Annotated in this window: 13 protein-coding genes; 10 read left to right on the top strand and 3 right to left on the bottom strand. The window is 52.4% G+C overall.

Annotation, left to right across the window (positions count from 1 at the left end):
* Positions 1-2 precede the first annotated feature (2 nt).
* From D6C13_RS16505 to rluF, 4 genes are all read left to right on the top strand, one after another.
* The gene (locus D6C13_RS16505) at positions 3-425 is read left to right on the top strand and encodes a F0F1 ATP synthase subunit epsilon (protein ID WP_101077831.1); all 423 of its coding nucleotides are present in this window, start codon (positions 3-5) and stop codon (positions 423-425) included.
* 271 nt (positions 426-696) lie between these two features.
* Entirely contained in the window at positions 697-2,067 is a 1,371-nt protein-coding gene (gene glmU / locus D6C13_RS16500) for a bifunctional UDP-N-acetylglucosamine diphosphorylase/glucosamine-1-phosphate N-acetyltransferase GlmU (protein ID WP_120133798.1), read from the top strand.
* Between the two features lie 228 nt (positions 2,068-2,295).
* Positions 2,296-4,125, top strand: a complete 1,830-nt coding sequence (gene glmS, locus D6C13_RS16495) for a glutamine--fructose-6-phosphate transaminase (isomerizing) (RefSeq protein WP_120133797.1) — start codon at positions 2,296-2,298, stop codon at positions 4,123-4,125.
* Between the two features lie 174 nt (positions 4,126-4,299).
* Positions 4,300-5,184, top strand: coding sequence for a 23S rRNA pseudouridine(2604) synthase RluF (gene rluF / locus D6C13_RS16490; protein ID WP_120133796.1), 885 nt, complete (start codon positions 4,300-4,302; stop codon positions 5,182-5,184).
* Between the two features lie 37 nt (positions 5,185-5,221).
* On the opposite strand, the gene D6C13_RS16485 is transcribed toward rluF, so the two are convergent.
* The 3 genes from D6C13_RS16485 to D6C13_RS16475 all read right to left on the bottom strand — a co-directional run bounded on the left by D6C13_RS16485 (position 5,222) and on the right by D6C13_RS16475 (position 10,401).
* Complete coding sequence (locus D6C13_RS16485; protein WP_120133795.1) at positions 5,222-6,835, bottom strand: MFS transporter; 1,614 nt, start codon at positions 6,833-6,835, stop codon at positions 5,222-5,224.
* A gap of 108 nt (positions 6,836-6,943) precedes the next feature.
* Positions 6,944-8,614 (bottom strand): MFS transporter, encoded by a 1,671-nt coding sequence (locus D6C13_RS16480; RefSeq protein ID WP_120133794.1) that lies wholly within the window; start codon positions 8,612-8,614, stop codon positions 6,944-6,946.
* A 137-nt stretch (positions 8,615-8,751) separates the two neighbouring features.
* Complete coding sequence (locus D6C13_RS16475; protein ID WP_120133793.1) at positions 8,752-10,401, bottom strand: amidohydrolase; 1,650 nt, start codon at positions 10,399-10,401, stop codon at positions 8,752-8,754.
* A 136-nt stretch (positions 10,402-10,537) separates the two neighbouring features.
* Here D6C13_RS16475 and pdxR point away from each other — a divergent pair, with 136 nt between their 5' ends.
* From pdxR to phoU, 6 genes are all read left to right on the top strand, one after another.
* Positions 10,538-12,016 (top strand): MocR-like pyridoxine biosynthesis transcription factor PdxR, encoded by a 1,479-nt coding sequence (gene pdxR, locus D6C13_RS16470; protein ID WP_120133792.1) that lies wholly within the window; start codon positions 10,538-10,540, stop codon positions 12,014-12,016.
* Between the two features lie 163 nt (positions 12,017-12,179).
* Positions 12,180-13,220, top strand: a complete 1,041-nt coding sequence (gene pstS, locus D6C13_RS16465; protein WP_120133791.1) for a phosphate ABC transporter substrate-binding protein PstS — start codon at positions 12,180-12,182, stop codon at positions 13,218-13,220.
* A gap of 196 nt (positions 13,221-13,416) precedes the next feature.
* Positions 13,417-14,373 (top strand): phosphate ABC transporter permease PstC, encoded by a 957-nt coding sequence (gene pstC, locus D6C13_RS16460; RefSeq protein WP_120133790.1) that lies wholly within the window; start codon positions 13,417-13,419, stop codon positions 14,371-14,373.
* Position 14,374: 1 nt separating this feature from the next.
* The gene (gene pstA / locus D6C13_RS16455; RefSeq protein WP_120133789.1) at positions 14,375-15,262 is read left to right on the top strand and encodes a phosphate ABC transporter permease PstA; all 888 of its coding nucleotides are present in this window, start codon (positions 14,375-14,377) and stop codon (positions 15,260-15,262) included.
* A gap of 92 nt (positions 15,263-15,354) precedes the next feature.
* Positions 15,355-16,122, top strand: a complete 768-nt coding sequence (pstB, locus tag D6C13_RS16450) for a phosphate ABC transporter ATP-binding protein PstB (protein ID WP_013577692.1) — start codon at positions 15,355-15,357, stop codon at positions 16,120-16,122.
* 10 nt (positions 16,123-16,132) lie between these two features.
* On the top strand, positions 16,133-16,864 hold the full coding sequence (phoU, locus tag D6C13_RS16445) for a phosphate signaling complex protein PhoU (RefSeq protein ID WP_112290873.1): 732 nt from the start codon (positions 16,133-16,135) through the stop codon (positions 16,862-16,864).
* Positions 16,865-16,885 lie beyond the last annotated feature (21 nt).

The following is a 16,885-nucleotide window of genomic DNA, read 5'->3' as shown; positions in this document are numbered from 1 at the left end:
ACATGGCTGAAAAAGCTTACCATCTGGATGTTGTAAGTGCTGAAAAACGTATGTTTGCCGGCATGGTACAAAAAATCCAGGTGACGGGTAGCGAAGGCGAACTGGGTATTTTTCCGGGGCATGCTCCGCTGCTCACCGCCATCAAGCCTGGCATGGTGCGCATTGTTAAAGAACACGGTGAAGAAGAGTATATCTATCTTTCCGGTGGCATCCTTGAGGTGCAGCCGAATGCAACGACCGTGTTGGCTGATACTGCAATCCGTGGGCAAGACCTCGACGAAGCGCGCGCGCTTGAAGCTAAGCGCAAAGCGGAAGAACACATTAGTGGTTCTCACGGCGACGTTGATTACGCTCAGGCGTCAGCGGAACTGGCTAAGGCGATCGCGAAACTTCGCGTTATCGAACTGACCAGAAAAGCGATGTAACGACATCAGTTAGAAAAGCGACCTTCGGGTCGCTTTTTTTTTGCTTTTAATAAAGTGCACTTTCAGTATTTTTCCCAACGCAAATTCTCGCTTTTAGTGGAATACTTGCGTGATTAATCGACACTTTACCCTCAGTTTTTTTGGTGTAGTCTATGTAGCGTACAACCCTTGCAGGCTGCGGTCTGCGGGCGGTTTTTGAAGCGAAATATGTAGTAATCCGTGCAATGAACGGGTTACTTTTGTCACTCAAATTGGATTTGTCAGGTTACCTATGTCGAACAGCGCACTGAGTGTGGTGATCCTTGCCGCGGGCAAGGGGACACGCATGTACTCCAACCTTCCGAAAGTTCTTCATCCATTGGCTGGCAAGCCAATGGTTCAGCACGTCATTGATGCGGCCACGCAAGTGGGTGCACGGAACGTGCATCTGGTCTATGGCCACGGCGGCGATTTACTGAAGAAAAATCTGGCAGGCAGTGATCTGAACTGGGTATTGCAGGCTGAGCAACTGGGCACCGGCCATGCGATGCAGCAGGCAGCGCCGTTCTTTGCCGATGATGAAGATGTGCTGATGCTGTACGGCGACGTTCCGCTGATTTCTGTCGACACTCTGAACAAGTTACTCAAAGCCAAACCTGAAGGTGGCATTGGTTTACTGACCGTTGTGCTGGATGACCCGACCGGTTATGGACGTATCGTTCGTGAGAACGGCATTGTCACCGGCATCATTGAGCAAAAAGATGCCAGTGAAGAACAGCTGAAAATTCAGGAAATTAACACAGGTATCTTGGTGGCAAACGGGGCGTCGTTCAAACGCTGGCTCGGTCAGCTGAATAACAATAATGCGCAGGGTGAATACTACATCACCGATATTATTGCGATGGCGCACGCGGAAGGGCATCTGATCGCCACCGTTCATCCGGCACGAAACAGCGAAGTGGACGGCGTGAATAATCGTCTGCAACTTTCCCGTCTCGAGCGCGTATATCAGAGCGAACAGGCTGAGCGTCTGTTGCTGGAAGGCGTAATGCTGATGGATCCGGCGCGGTTTGATCTGCGCGGCGAACTGGCACACGGCATTGATGTGGTGATCGACACGAACGTGATTATCGAAGGCCTGGTAAAACTGGGCGATCGCGTCAAAATCGGTTCAGGCTGCGTGCTGAAGAACTGTGTGATTGGCGATGACTGTGAAGTCAGCCCGTACAGTGTCTTCGAAGATGCCGTTCTGGAAAGCGGTTGTACCGTCGGACCGTTCGCCCGCCTGCGCCCTGGCGCTGAACTGGCTGAAGGCGCGCATGTCGGTAATTTCGTCGAAATTAAAAAAGCGCGTCTGGGTAAAGGTTCTAAAGCCGGTCACCTCTCTTATCTTGGCGATGCCGAGATTGGCGACAACGTGAATATCGGCGCGGGCACTATCACCTGTAACTACGACGGCGTGAACAAATACAAAACGGTCATCGGGAATGATGTCTTCGTCGGTTCTGACACGCAGCTAGTCGCGCCCGTCACCGTGGGTAACAACGTGACTATCGCAGCGGGTACCACCGTTACGCGCGATGTGCCGGACAATGGCCTTCTGTTGAGCCGTGTGCCGCAGGTGCATAAACCTGACTGGCAGAAACCGGTGAATAAAAAATAAGCTATTCTGAGATTTAAGCATTCAGGCGCAGTTTTCTGCGCCTGATGTGTGTTTATCTCGTTGTGTTTTGGTCTGCGTTTTTTCGTCGAAATGCAGACCAAAACATAATAATCCCCAACTCTCTACAAGGCTCGGGGAACCGCAAGTACACCGGAAAACGGGGCTTGTGGATAAATCAGGTCAGGCATCAAAAAAGGTCCCGAAAGACCTTCTATAGGAATAAAACTGATGTGTGGAATTGTAGGCGCTGTAGCGCAACGCGATATTGCTGAAATTTTGTTGGAAGGTTTACGCCGTCTCGAATACCGCGGTTATGACTCAGCCGGTCTGGCTGTGATTGATGCCGACGGAAAAATGGGACGTCTGCGTCGTCTGGGCAAAGTCCAGATGCTGGCCGATGCACTGGATGAACATCCTTTACACGGTGGCACCGGTATTGCCCACACGCGCTGGGCAACCCACGGCGAGCCTTCTGAAGCCAATGCTCACCCGCATGTGTCTGATTACATTGCGGTGGTGCATAACGGTATTATCGAAAACCACGAACCTTTGCGTGAATTACTGACTGAACGCGGCTACCGTTTTGATTCTGAAACGGATACCGAAGTCATCGCGCATCTGGTGCATTGGGAACAACTTCAGGGCGGCACGCTGCTGGAAGTCGTTCAGCGCGTAATTCCGCAACTGCGCGGCGCATACGGCACCGTCGTGATGGACCGGCGTGACCCGTCCATTCTTGTCGCCGCCCGTTCCGGCAGTCCGCTGGTGATTGGTCGTGGCGTGGGTGAAAACTTTATCGCTTCCGACCAGCTGGCGCTGTTACCCGTGACCCGCCGCTTCCTGTTCCTGGAAGAAGGGGATGTTGCTGAGGTTAAGCGCCGTTCTGTCAGTGTTTATGACAAAAATGGTCATGCTGTAGAACGTACCGAAATCGAATCTAAAGTGCAGTACGACGCCGGTGATAAAGGCGCTTACCGTCACTACATGCAAAAAGAGATTTACGAACAACCGCTGGCCATTAAAAACACCCTTGAAGGGCGCTTCAGTCACGGCGAAGTGAATCTGAGCGAGCTGGGCGAAAAAGCTGACGAAATCTTATCGCGTGTTCAGCACGTGCAGATTATCGCCTGCGGGACTTCTTATAACTCCGGCATGGTGGCGCGTTACTGGTTCGAATCGCTGGCCGGTATGCCATGCGACGTCGAAATCGCCTCTGAATTCCGCTATCGCAAATCCGCAGTTCGTCCGAACAGCCTGATCATCACGTTGTCTCAGTCGGGTGAAACCGCCGATACGCTGGCAGCGCTGCGTCTGTCCAAGGAGCTGGGTTATCTCGGTTCCCTGGCGGTGTGTAACGTGGCGGGTTCTTCTCTGGTTCGTGAGTCCGATCTGGCGCTGATGACCAAGGCGGGCACAGAAATTGGCGTGGCCTCCACCAAAGCGTTCACGACGCAACTGACCGTTCTGCTGATGCTGGTGGCACGCATGGGCCGCCTGAAAGGGATGAGTCCGCAAGTCGAGCACGATATCGTTCACGCGCTTCAGGCATTGCCTGCACGTATCGAACAAATGCTGTCGCTGGATAAAACCATCGAATCTCTGGCTGAAGGCTTCTCTGATAAGCATCACGCGCTGTTCCTCGGTCGCGGTGATCAGTATCCGATCGCGATGGAAGGTGCGCTGAAGCTCAAAGAAATTTCGTATATTCACGCAGAAGCTTATGCGGCGGGCGAGCTGAAACATGGCCCGCTGGCGCTGATTGACGCGGATATGCCGGTGATTGTCGTTGCACCTAATAACGAATTGCTGGAAAAACTGAAATCGAATATCGAAGAAGTGCGCGCCCGTGGCGGTCTGCTGTATGTCTTCGCCGATCAGGATGCCGGTTTCACCGACAGCGAAGGGATGAAGATTATCCAGCTGCCACACGTTGAAGAAATTGTCGCACCGATTTTCTACACCGTGCCGTTACAGTTGCTGTCCTACTACGTTGCCCTGATTAAAGGGACTGACGTCGACCAGCCACGTAACCTGGCGAAATCTGTGACCGTGGAATAAGTCCGCCCGGTTCTGCGACAGATTGTAGACATTGTATAAGCGCCTTCCGGGGCGCTTTTTTACTGTTTCCGGTTTTTCTCTTTCCCGGTAACCGGTCACGATTTTCTTCTCTCAGACTTCGTAACCCGCGCCGGATAAGGTATAGTTCGCGTTTTTCTGAAGGTGCTTTGCTCAATGCTGACCGACTCCTCCATTCGTCTTAACAAATACATTAGCGAGAGCGGGATCTGCTCGCGCCGCGATGCCGATCGTTACATCGAACAGGGAAATGTTTTTATTAACGGCAGGCGTGCCGCGGTAGGGGCTCAGGTATTTTCCGGCGATGTGGTGAAAGTGAATGGTCAGATTATCGAGCCGCGTGATGAAGAAGATCTGGTGCTTATCGCGCTGAACAAGCCTGTCGGCATCATCACCACGATGGAAGAAGGTGAGCGGGACAACATCCGCGATTTCGTTAACCACAGCAAACGCGTCTTCCCGATTGGCCGCCTGGACAAAGATTCACAGGGCCTGATTTTACTGACCAACCACGGTGATCTGGTCAATAAAATCCTGCGCGCCGGTAACGACCACGAAAAAGAATACATCGTGACCGTCAACAAGCCGATCACTGACGAGTTTATTGCCGGTATGGGCGCAGGTGTGCCGATGCTCGGTACCGTGACCAAAAAGTGCAAAGTGAAAAAAGAAGCGCCGATGGTGTTTCGCATTACGCTGGTGCAGGGGCTTAACCGTCAGATCCGCCGTATGACTAAGCACTTTGGTTTTGAAGTCACTAAGCTTGAACGTGTGCGCATCATGAACATCAATCTGAAAGGATTGCCGCTGGGCGAATGGCGCGACCTGACCGATGATGAGCTGATCGAGTTATTTAAGCTGATTGAAAACTCGTCCTCGGAAGATAAACCGACGAAAAAAACGCAGTCAAAACCGGCTCAGGCTAAAAAACCGGCGGCTAAACCGGCTGTCACCAAAACGAAAAACTCCGATAAACCGGAAGGTAACGCCGCGTCGCGTAAGCGCTTTGCGCAGCCAGGACGTAAGAAGAAAGGGCGTTAATGTCGTCCTTCCATGCGTCTGCGAAAAGCCTGTCTATTCAGGCTTTTTTTTTCGCCTGGAGTAAAGAAGCAGGTATTCCTCCGGTACCGAGCAAAAAAATAGCGGTCATGATGGTCATGGAAAATAGTCCTGCACGCGTCACGCGCGCGCGTACATGTTGGTAAACCGGCATAAGCTGGGGAAGGTCTTGCGGGCTGGCGCCCGATTTTACAATCATCAATTCAAATGCGCGGTCGTTAAGATAAGGGATGACTCTCAGGTTTTTCACGGTCAGATAGGTTTGCGGACTCACAGTCGAGATTTCTGCCGTAAATTTTTTCATGCTAAAAGTGATTGCCGTCAGCATGACCATACTGACCAGTGCGATCCCCAAAGCCTGTCCGATATCTCTGGCTGCCGCCTGGATCCCGCCCGATTGTTGTGCGTCCCGCTCCGGTAAAGCATGAGTAATGAGAAACGGGGCATTTGCGGCAACCGTACCCATGCTGGCACCAATAAGGCACAAGCCCAGCGTGACAATCGTAATATTAAAATGCATATCTGAAATGCCGGTTGCTGCCAGCGCCGAACCTGCTATGCCCAACAGTAATCCTATCCGGCACTGGCGCCGGGGATTTCGTTGCTGGAAAATTAACGGTAATCCTATCGACGAAGCCGCCAGGCATGCGGCGAAAGGGATAATAAGCAGACCCGTGTGAACGGCATTCAGTCCCCCCACGACCTGAACAAAACTGACCACCACAAAAATCCCTGAACTGTATGCGAAGAAAATGTACATCGTCAGATATAAACCTGCACGCACCTGCACGGTTCGTAAAAACGATTGTGGGATCAGGGCACTGCCTGAGGTTATTTCCCGGTGTTTTTCCCAGCGCAGCATCAGCCCAAGGATAATTAATCCAGTCCCCACCAGCGCAAGCGCCGGGCTCTGGCCGAAAAGTGTAAACGGGGGATTGAAGGGGGTAAGTAATCCCCATGTAGATATTTGCAGGATGCCAAATACCACAAAGAACAGCCCCAGAGTTGATAGAACAAAACCGGGCAGGTCAAAACGGACCCGACAATCGGGTTTCCCGGGCATAGGAATAAAAACTGAACAAAACAGTATGATTATCGCCAGCGCGCCCATTGTACCGAATGCCCAGCGCCAGCCGAGGTAATCGAGCAACAATCCGCAAATTACCGGTCCCATTGCAAAAGAAAAACCGCTCGCTGCGCCCAAAGCGCCAAAGGCAATGGCCTGCTGCCGGCCCTGAAAACTACTGGTAATAATGCCAAATACTGCAGGGATCATCAGGCTTCCGCCCATCCCGGCCAGTATTCTTGCCAGATAAGTGAATACGGTCATTGAGGGAGAAAAAACAGCCGTCACTTCAGCGATAAAATAGATGAGACATCCCGCGCGGAAGGTTCTTCGCCAGCCGATAATCAAACCCAGCATTCCTCCGGCAATCATAAAAGTGCCTGCCACCAGTGGATACAAAGTATTTGCGGTACTTATTTGTGACATGGACGCCCCAAAATCGCGGATCAACGCGCTGGTGGCGATACTCAATGTCACATTATCTGCGGACGCCAGAAATTGAGCGAGGCAGAGAATCAGTAATGGCAAACCAATAGCCTGCCGGTTAGGGATTTTGCTTTCTGCCATAGTGTTTCCTTGTTGATTTCAATTATGCAAAAACGCACAACCTGATATCAGGTTGTGCGTAAACATACTCAGGTTTGCCGTAACGGGGTTATTGTCCGCGACGTCCTGTTAGTTTCTCTTTTTGCGGTTTGCAGTGAACTCGTCTGGCTGAGAACCCTTGGTTTTTGTCGGCAAATTGCGGGTACCGAACAAGAACAGAACCGTCATCAGCGCGGTGGCAATCATACCGGCACGCGTCGCATTAAGTCGTGAGGTCTGATAGACCTGTGTCAGAACAGGGACATCTTTCTGAGTGATCCCTTTTTCAAGCATCAGCGACGAGAAACCTTGGTCACTCAGGTAAGGGATCACGGTAATTTGTGACACCTTGGTTTGGGTGTCCATGCTGAGTGCCGCATTACCACGCGCCGCCCCTTGTACACCCATGGTAACTGCGGTCAGCATGACCATGCCGCACACGGCGACGCCGATAGCCTGGCCGACGTTACGTGAAGTAGCCTGTACGCCACCTGATTGTTGAGCATCCCGTGGCGGTAAGCCACTGGTTACAATATAGCTTGAATAGGCTGAAACGATCCCCATACTCACGCCAATCAGACACATGCCAACCGGGACAATGGCGGAGAAGCTGGAAGGCCCGAATCCGAAAATACAGAGTACGGAACCGAGAGTGCCGATCAGCAATGCTGACTGACACATGCGTTTTGGATTCGCGTTTTTCCAGACAACGGGCAGGCCCAGAGAAAAAATCACCACGCCTAATGCGAAGGGTAAAATCATCAGCCCGGTCTGAATGCCGTTCAGGCCAGCGACAACCTGCACAAAACTGACGGTCACAAAAATGCCGGAGCCATAGGCCAGGAAGATAAAGGCTGTCAGATACAGGCCGTTGCGTACCTGTGGTGTTGAGAGGAATGACATCGGGATCAGAGCACTGCCGACAGAGGCTTCACGATGACGTTCCCATTTCAGCATCAGTGCCAGAACGACTATGCCAAACAGCACCAGGAACGGCGCCGGGCTTAAACCAAACACGGTAAATGGCGCAGCGAACGGTGTGAGTAAACCCCAGCTGGATACTTTCAGGAAGCCAAGAATGACGCTGAACAGTCCGATCACGGTCAGTACCACGCCAGGCAGATCGAATTTCACCTTACGTTCTGGTTTTGCCGGTGTCGGGATGATGAAAGAACCGACGAAAATCACTATGCAAAGGCAGGCAATCGCCGCGAAGGCATAACGCCAGCCAAACTGATCGACCAGTGTTCCGCAGATCAGCGGACCGGCGGCGAAAGATACCCCGCTGGCTGCGCCAATGGCACCGAACGCTACTGCCTGATCGCGGCCTTTGAAGTTACTGGCAATTAAGCCCAGTACCGAAGGGATCATAAAACTGCCGCCGATGCCGGAAAGCAGACGAGCGCCGTAGGTGAAAATTTGCATGTTCGGTGAGAAGAAAGCGGTCAGTTCGGCGCAAAAAAGTAACGCACAACCGATGCGGAACGTCTTCTTCCAGCCAATGATCAACCCGACCATCCCGGCCGCCACCATCAGGGAGCCCGCCGCCAGTGAATACATAGCATTGGCGATGCTGATTAAATCCATCGATGCGTGCAGATCTTTGACCAGCGCGCCGGTGGCGATACTCAGCGTGGCGTTATCACCTGAAGTGGACAGCTGTGCCAGACAAAGCACCAGTAAAGGAAGCCATTTGGCCCATCCCGACACCGACGAGGTGGAGGAGGGAATAGCCCGTGGCTCAGTGGCATGTGTAGCCATAAAAATTACCTCGTGAAAGTTTGCAAAAAAATTTTGTTCAAAATGAGCAGCAGGAAGCCGTCCGGCTGTTGCCAGCGGACAGGTTTCTTGTCTAAAGGGGGTATCCCTGATCGGCCGATCAGGGACGGAGACTCAGACTATCGTGAAATAGGTTGTACTTTACCGCCCAGTACAGTGCCCCAGACCTTAATGTCTTTCAGGTGCATCGGTTCGACGTTCAGCGGGTTTTCTTCCAGGATGGTAAAATCGGCCAGTTTGCCGCACTCAATGCTGCCAATCAGATGATCGAGTTTCATGGTGTACGCCGCGCCGACGGTCATGGCGTGCAGAGCTTCTGCTACGCTGATCTTTTCACGCTCACCCAGTACACGCCCTGAAGCTGTCACGCGGTTCACCGCACACCACCCGGTAAACAGCGGGTTAATTGGCGTTATGCCGCAATCGCTGTGGAAAGCGAAAGGAATTTCGTGACGAACGGCGCTGCCACAGGCATTCATACGGTTGGCGCGTTCCGGTCCCATGGTTTTGCTGTAATGCTGGTCTCCCCAGTAGTAAATGTGATTACTGAAGAAGTTAACGCACATCCCGAGCGTTTTAATGCGCTTGAACTGATCTTCGCGCAACATCTGTGCATGCTGCATACCGGCACGATGATTCACTGCCGGAATACGGTTGAGCGTTTTCTCTACCGCCTGAATAAAGGCCTCTGAAGCTTCATCGCCGTTGCAGTGGCAATGGACCTGATAACCGCGCTTCATGATTTCATACACCTGCATATCAATTTCTGCCGGTGTAGCATTCCAGGCACCGTTATGGCCTGTTTTGAAATAACCCGGCGCCAGCATTCTGCCGGAACCGCCCTGAATCGAACCGTCCAGGAAGATTTTCATTGGGCCAAACATCATTTTGTCGTGACCGTGCTTCATCACATCTGCGGCAAATTCTACGGCTTCAATAAAAGGCTTTTTCACAAACGGAGGGCCATAGGCTACCAGCAGGCGAATCGGGAACTCTTCGGCGCGGGTCATGCGGATATAGTTGGCAGCCAGCTCCGGATTATCAAAATCGGTCAGCCCCATATCGGCAGCGGAGGTACATCCTGCGCGGAAAGCTTCCTGACCAAAATTGCGGATTGCCTGCTCGGTCGTTAACGCATCCCAGAAGCCGTATTTTTGCAATACCGGTCCCATCGCGGCGAATTCCACCAGTTCACCATGCAGCGAACCATCTTCATTCTTAACGATGCCTTCAATCTGGCTGTCAGCAAAGATGCCGCAATCGTTAAGCGCGGCCGTATTCGCGCCCATCAGGTGGATGCTCATATGAATCACCGCTACCGGACGGGTAGTCGACACGCGATCCAGATGTTCACGACCCAGTTTTTCACTGCCGAAATAAATCGGGTCGACGCCCCAGGCAATCAGTGGCGCATGCGGATCTGTCATGGTTTTTTCGACTTTCTGCAATGCTTCAACCACTTCTTCGAATGAGCGGCAGCCTTTCCATACTTTACCGGTATAGTCCGGGCGGTCATAAAAACCGACATACGGGAACTGCCACATACCGCCGCCGGTGGCGTGAGAGTGCGCTTCAATCAGGCCAGGGATGATGACTTTGTCGGCGAACCGGTCGTCGAGCTCATATTCTCCCCACCCCTGAAGTTCTTCTAAGGTACCTGTACCGAGGATGCGTCCGTCCCTGACTGCCACATGGCTGGCTTCTGGCTGAGAAGGGCACATGGTGATGATTTTCCTGGCAGAATAAATCACAGTATTTGAAGTAGACATAAATAATCCTCGCAGAAATTGAGTAAGCCGGGCATCGCAAAAGGCGAGCCCATCGGATATCGCTAAATTGGACGTATCCTATTCCTGGCATTGGATGTATAAAAGAGCCAAAACACCCCTATATAAAGGTGCCAATATGTCCACTCCGCTGCCTTTTGAACTTACCGGACTTACGCTTATACCGGGGCGTAAACTCTCCGCCCAGTTGTATGACGCCTTACGTGAATTGATTATAGGAAACCCTCTTAGCAGCGGGATGAAACTTCCGGCCAGCAGGGAACTGGCTGAGATGCTGGATATTTCACGCAATACCGTAATGAACGTTTACGAGCGCCTTTTTGCGGAAGGGTTTATTGAAACACGGGTAGGAGATGGCACTTATGTCGCCCGGTTGCATTCACCCTCCAATATGACTCCGCTGCCCGGGCTGCTTAACATTGAACCGCAAATGCATACTGGCTATCGCTTGCCAGCAGCTTCACTCTTCAATCAGCATCGAATCCACGAGGGTGCACCCAAAGCCTTTCGCATAGGTATGCCGGCAATCGATCTGTTCCCTTTTGAAACCTGGTCTCGCTTGCAAACTCGCTTCTGGCGGCGTGAGCCGGTGGAGCACATGGGATACGGGCATCCTGCCGGTGAACCCCAGTTGCGGGAACTGATTGCACATTATTTGCGACATGCCCGCGGGCTAAAATGTGAACCTTCCCAAATCGTGATTACCCTCGGCGCACAACAGGCGATCATGATTTGTTCTGCACTCTTATTGCGAGCGGAAGATGAGGTTATCTTAGAAAACCCCTGCTATTGGGCGGCGGCAGGGGCGTTCTCCTGTCTTGGCGCAAAAGTAAATGGCATCGATGTGGATGAGGAAGGATTGCAAACCTCGCAGCTCCGCCATTTCCCCCACGCCCGACTGGCCTACGTGAGCCCTTCCTGCCAGTATCCGACCGGCGTAACGCTTTCGATGGCGCGCCGGCTGGAATTATTACAATGGGCGCAGGAGAGAAAGTCCTGGATTATCGAAGATGACTACGACGGTGAATACCGTTACAGCGGAACTCCGCTCACTCCGCTTGCCGCAATCGACCAGAGCAATCGTGTGTTGTACATAGGTTCGTTTTCCAAGGTGATGTACCCGGGTTTACGACTGGGATATCTCGTGGCACCTAAACAGCTGGTGGAACAATTTCTGCTGGTGCGCACCATGGCAAGTCGTCAGCCGCCGATGAATGATCAGATGGCCATGACGCTGTTTCTCAGCGAAGGGCATTTTCAGCAACATAGCCGGCGTATGCGCCGTGCCGCGCTGGCCCGTCGTGATGCATTATTAGAAGCCTGGGGTCAGCATCTGCAACATATCGGTCATATGACCAGGGTTTCTTCCGGCCTGCATGTCACAATTCGTTTAGGGTCTTATGAAAAAGAACAGCGGCTGATTGCACTTGCCAGTATGGCCGGAATTGAAATAACCCCGCTGAGTGCTTCATGGCTTCCCGGCAGTTCTGATGCGAATTCAGGCCGTTATGGCCTTGTGCTGGGCTTTGCCAGCGTTAAAGTGCCAGATATTTTACTGGCTGTAGAATCCCTAAAAAGAGTGTGGGCCAATGAATGAGTCCCCGCATTTTGCCCGTATGGTTTGAATTGTGACCAGTGTCATAAAACTGTCACATAACGTACATTTTACTGTCACTAAACTGTCCTATTTTCCTCCTGTGCCAAACACTTTAATTAACGTCGACATCAGTCGGGAAGTTTAAAACCACCAGGAGTGGAACATGAAATTGATGCGTAACACCGTCGCCGGTCTTGTAGCAGCGACTTTCTCCCTCACAGCAATGTCTGCTTTCGCTGCCACTAACCTGACTGGCGCTGGCGGTACCTTCCCAGCCCCTGTCTACGCTAAGTGGGCTGATGCATACCAGAAAGCAACCGGGACTCAGGTTAACTACCAGGGCATTGGTTCTTCCGGCGGCGTGAAACAAATCATCGCCAAGACCGTAGATTTCGGCGCCTCTGATGCCCCGATGAAAGACGAAAATCTGGCTAAAAACGGCCTGTTCCAGTTCCCTACTGTGATCGGTGGCGTGGTACTGGCGGTTAACATCCCGGGTATCAAATCCGGTCAGCTGACACTGGATGGCGCCACGCTGGGTGATATTTACCTCGGCAAAATCAAAAAGTGGAACGACGCGGCGATCACCAAGCTGAACCCGGGCGTGAAACTGCCAGATACCAACATCGCGGTTGTGCGCCGTGCTGACGGTTCCGGTACCTCTTATGTCTTCACCAGCTACCTGGCGAAAGTGAACAGCGAGTGGAAAGACAAAATCGGTGCAGGTTCTACCGTTAACTGGCCAACCGGTCTCGGCGGCAAAGGTAACGACGGCGTTGCAGCCTTCGTACAGCGTCTGCCAGGCTCAATCGGTTACGTAGAATATGCTTACGCCAAGCAAAACAACCTGGCTTACACCAAGCTGGTTGATGCTGACGGCAAAGCGATCAGCCCGACGGAAGAATCCTTCAGTGCAGCGGCTAAAGGCGCTGACTGGAGCAAAACCTTCGCTCAGGACCTGACCAATCAGAAAGGTGACAACGCGTGGCCAATCAGCTCCACCACCTTCATTCTGGTTTACAAAGATCAGCAAGACGCAGCGAAAGGCACTGAAGTGCTGAAGTTCTTCGACTGGGCTTATAAAAACGGCAACAAACTGACCACTGATTTGGATTACGCAGCCCTGCCAGATTCTGTTGTAGAACAAATCCGCGCAGCCTGGAAAACCAACGTTAAAGACAGCAGCGGCAAAGCACTTTACTAGCAATAAATACCCGTCATACCTGAAGCTGCACCGGTGTTAGCTGCGCTCGTTCTACTGAATCACTGACGTGAGTAAGCTCATCGGGATTCACTTGCTTGCTGCCTTGGTGCAACTCCAATTATTTTGGGTATAGTAACTCTGCTTCATTCCCTCTCCGGCCGGGGAGGGAATTAAATCTGAATTAAAAGAGAGTGGTATGGCTGAATACAAGCCGGCTATCAAGGCACCTAGCAAAAACGGTGACATCATCTTCGGCGCTCTGGTCAAACTGGCTGCGCTGATTGTGCTATTAATGCTGGGCGGGATTATCGTCTCGCTGTTTATTGCTTCCCTGCCGAGCATTGAAAAGTTCGGATTATCCTTCCTGTGGAATAAAACATGGGATGCCCCGAACGAACAATTCGGCGCACTGGTGCCTATTTACGGCACGGTCGTGACTTCGATTATTGCCTTGCTGATTGCGGTTCCTGTCAGCTTTGGTATCGCATTATTCCTCACTGAGCTGGCGCCGAACTGGATGAAACGTCCGCTCGGTATAGCTATCGAACTGCTGGCGGCGATCCCCAGCATTGTTTATGGCATGTGGGGCCTGTTCGTTTTCGCCCCGCTGTTTGCGCAGTACTTCCAGACGCCAGTGGGTGACGTGCTTTCCGGTATCCCGATTGTTGGCGCACTGTTCGCCGGTCCGGGTTTTGGTATCGGCATTCTGGCCGCGGGCGTCATTCTCGCCATCATGATCATCCCGTACATTGCTTCCGTCATGCGTGACGTGTTCGAGCAAACGCCGGTCATGATGAAAGAATCCGCTTACGGTATCGGCTGCACCACGTGGGAAGTTATCTGGCGCATCGTGCTGCCGTTCACCAAAAACGGTGTGATTGGCGGCGTGATGTTAGGCCTTGGCCGCGCGCTGGGCGAAACCATGGCGGTGACCTTTATTATCGGTAACACCTACCAGCTCGACAGCGCATCACTTTATGCGCCGGGCAACAGTATTACCTCCGCGCTGGCGAACGAATTCGCAGAAGCGGAAGCCGGTCTGCACACTTCCGCATTGATGGAACTGGGCCTGATTCTGTTTGTTATCACCTTTATTGTTCTGGCGCTGTCGAAAGTGATGATCCTGCGTCTGGCTAAGAAAGAGGGCCGTTAAGATGACGACACTCGACATGCAAAGTAACGCCGCATTACTGGAATCTCGCCGTAAACGTCAGGCATGGCGCCGTCAGAAAAACCGTCTGGCGCTGATGGTCTCGATGATGACCATGGCGTTTGGCCTGTTCTGGCTGGTGTGGATCCTGTTTACCACCATCGTCAAAGGTGTGGACGGGATGTCGCTGGCGCTGTTCACGCAAAACACTCCGCCACCGAATACCGCGGGCGGCGGTCTGGCGAACGCCATTGCGGGCAGCGGATTACTGATTTTATGGGCAACGGTCATCGGTACGCCACTGGGCGTGATGGCGGGGATTTATCTGGCCGAATATGGTCGCAAATCCTGGCTCGCGGAATTCATTCGCTTCATTAACGACATTTTGCTTTCTGCACCGTCCATCGTTGTGGGCCTGTTTGTGTACACCATCATGGTGGCAAAAATGGGGCACTTCTCCGGATGGGCAGGCGTACTGGCGCTGGCGTTGTTACAAATTCCGATTGTTATCCGTACCACGGAAAACATGCTGAAACTGGTACCGGACAGCCTGCGTGAAGCGGCTTATGCGCTGGGTACGCCGAAGTGGAAAATGATTTCGGCCATCACCCTGAAAGCTTCTGTTTCCGGCATCATCACCGGGATCTTGCTGGCGATTGCCCGTATTGCCGGTGAAACCGCGCCGCTGCTGTTCACGTCACTCTCCAACCAGTTCTGGAGCACCGACATGATGCAGCCGATTGCCAACCTGCCGGTGACCATCTTTAAGTTTGCGATGAGTCCGTTTGGCGAGTGGCAACAACTGGCCTGGGCGGGCGTGCTGCTGATTACCTTGTGCGTACTGCTGCTGAACATTCTGGCGCGTGTGATTTTTGCGCCGAAAAAGCAATAACGTAATTCATTACTGAGGGCAGACGATAACGGCTGTCCTCACTGTTTACCCGGCGTCGCCACGCGGCGCGCGAATAAGAGAGATGTCTGAGAATGACTGACGCATCCAACAGCAAGATTCAGGTTCGCGATCTGAACTTTTATTACGGCAAATTCCACGCGCTGAAAAATATTTCCCTGGATATCGCTAAGAACGAAGTCACGGCATTCATCGGTCCGTCAGGCTGTGGTAAATCCACGCTGCTGCGTACTTTCAACAAAATGTATCAGTTGTATCCGGAACAGCACGCAGAGGGTGAAATCCTGCTCGACGGCGAAAATATTCTGGTTGATAAGCAGGATATCGCGCTGCTGCGCGCCAAAGTCGGCATGGTCTTCCAGAAACCGACGCCGTTCCCGATGTCGATTTACGACAACATCGCGTTTGGTGTACGTCTGTTTGAAAAGCTGTCCCGTACCGATATGGACGAGCGTGTGCAGTGGGCGCTGACCAAAGCCGCACTGTGGAATGAATCCAAAGACAAGCTGCACCAGAGCGGTTACAGCCTGTCCGGTGGTCAGCAACAGCGTCTGTGTATCGCGCGCGGTATTGCGATCCGCCCTGACGTTCTGCTGCTCGACGAACCTTGTTCTGCGCTGGATCCGATTTCTACCGGCCGTATCGAAGAACTGATCACCGAGCTAAAATCTGATTACACCGTGGTGATCGTGACCCACAACATGCAGCAGGCTGCGCGTTGTTCAGATCGCACTGCGTTTATGTATCTGGGCGAACTGATCGAATACAGCGATACCGACTCGCTGTTCACGTCACCAGCACGCAAACAGACTGAAGATTACATTACTGGCCGCTACGGTTGAGGTAAGAACAATGGACAACCTGAACTTAAACAAACACATTTCCGGCCAGTTCAACGCTGAGCTTGAACACATCCGTACTCAGGTTCTGGCAATGGGCGGGCTGGTAGAGCAGCAACTGACCGACGCTATTACGGCGATGCACAATCAGGACGCTGAGCTTGCGCAGCGCGTCATCAAAGGTGATGACAAAGTTAACCTGATGGAAGTGGCGATCGACGAAGCCTGCGTGCGCATTATTGCCAAGCGCCAGCCAACCGCCAGCGACTTGCGTCTGGTAATGGCGATCATCAAAACCATTTCCGAACTCGAACGTATCGGTGACGTGGCAGATAAAATCTGTCGTACGGCGCTGGAGAAGTTCTCGCACCTGCATCAGCCGTTGCTGGTCAGCCTGGAATCTCTGGGCCGCCATACGGTAGAAATGCTGCATGACGTGCTGGATGCCTTTGCGCGTATGGATCTTGATGAAGCGGTGCGAATTTACCGTGAAGACAAGAAAGTGGATCAGGAATATGAAGGCATTGTGCGCCAGCTGATGACTTACATGATGGAAGATCCGCGTACTATTCCAAGCGTGCTGACGGCATTGTTCTGTGCCCGTTCTATCGAACGTATCGGTGACCGCTGCCAGAACATCTGCGAATTCATCTTCTACTTCGTGAAAGGTCAGGATTTCCGTCACGTCGGCGGCGATGCGCTGGACAAGTTACTGACAGACGGCAAAGACGCACCGAAAGAATAACGGTTCATCGATTTTGCCCCA

The organism is Rahnella woolbedingensis (assembly GCF_003602095.1).
Taxonomy (GTDB): Bacteria; Pseudomonadota; Gammaproteobacteria; order Enterobacterales; family Enterobacteriaceae; genus Rahnella; species Rahnella woolbedingensis.
The sequence above is the reverse complement of the archived record's forward strand: the minus strand, read 5'-3'. Positions and strand labels throughout refer to the sequence as shown.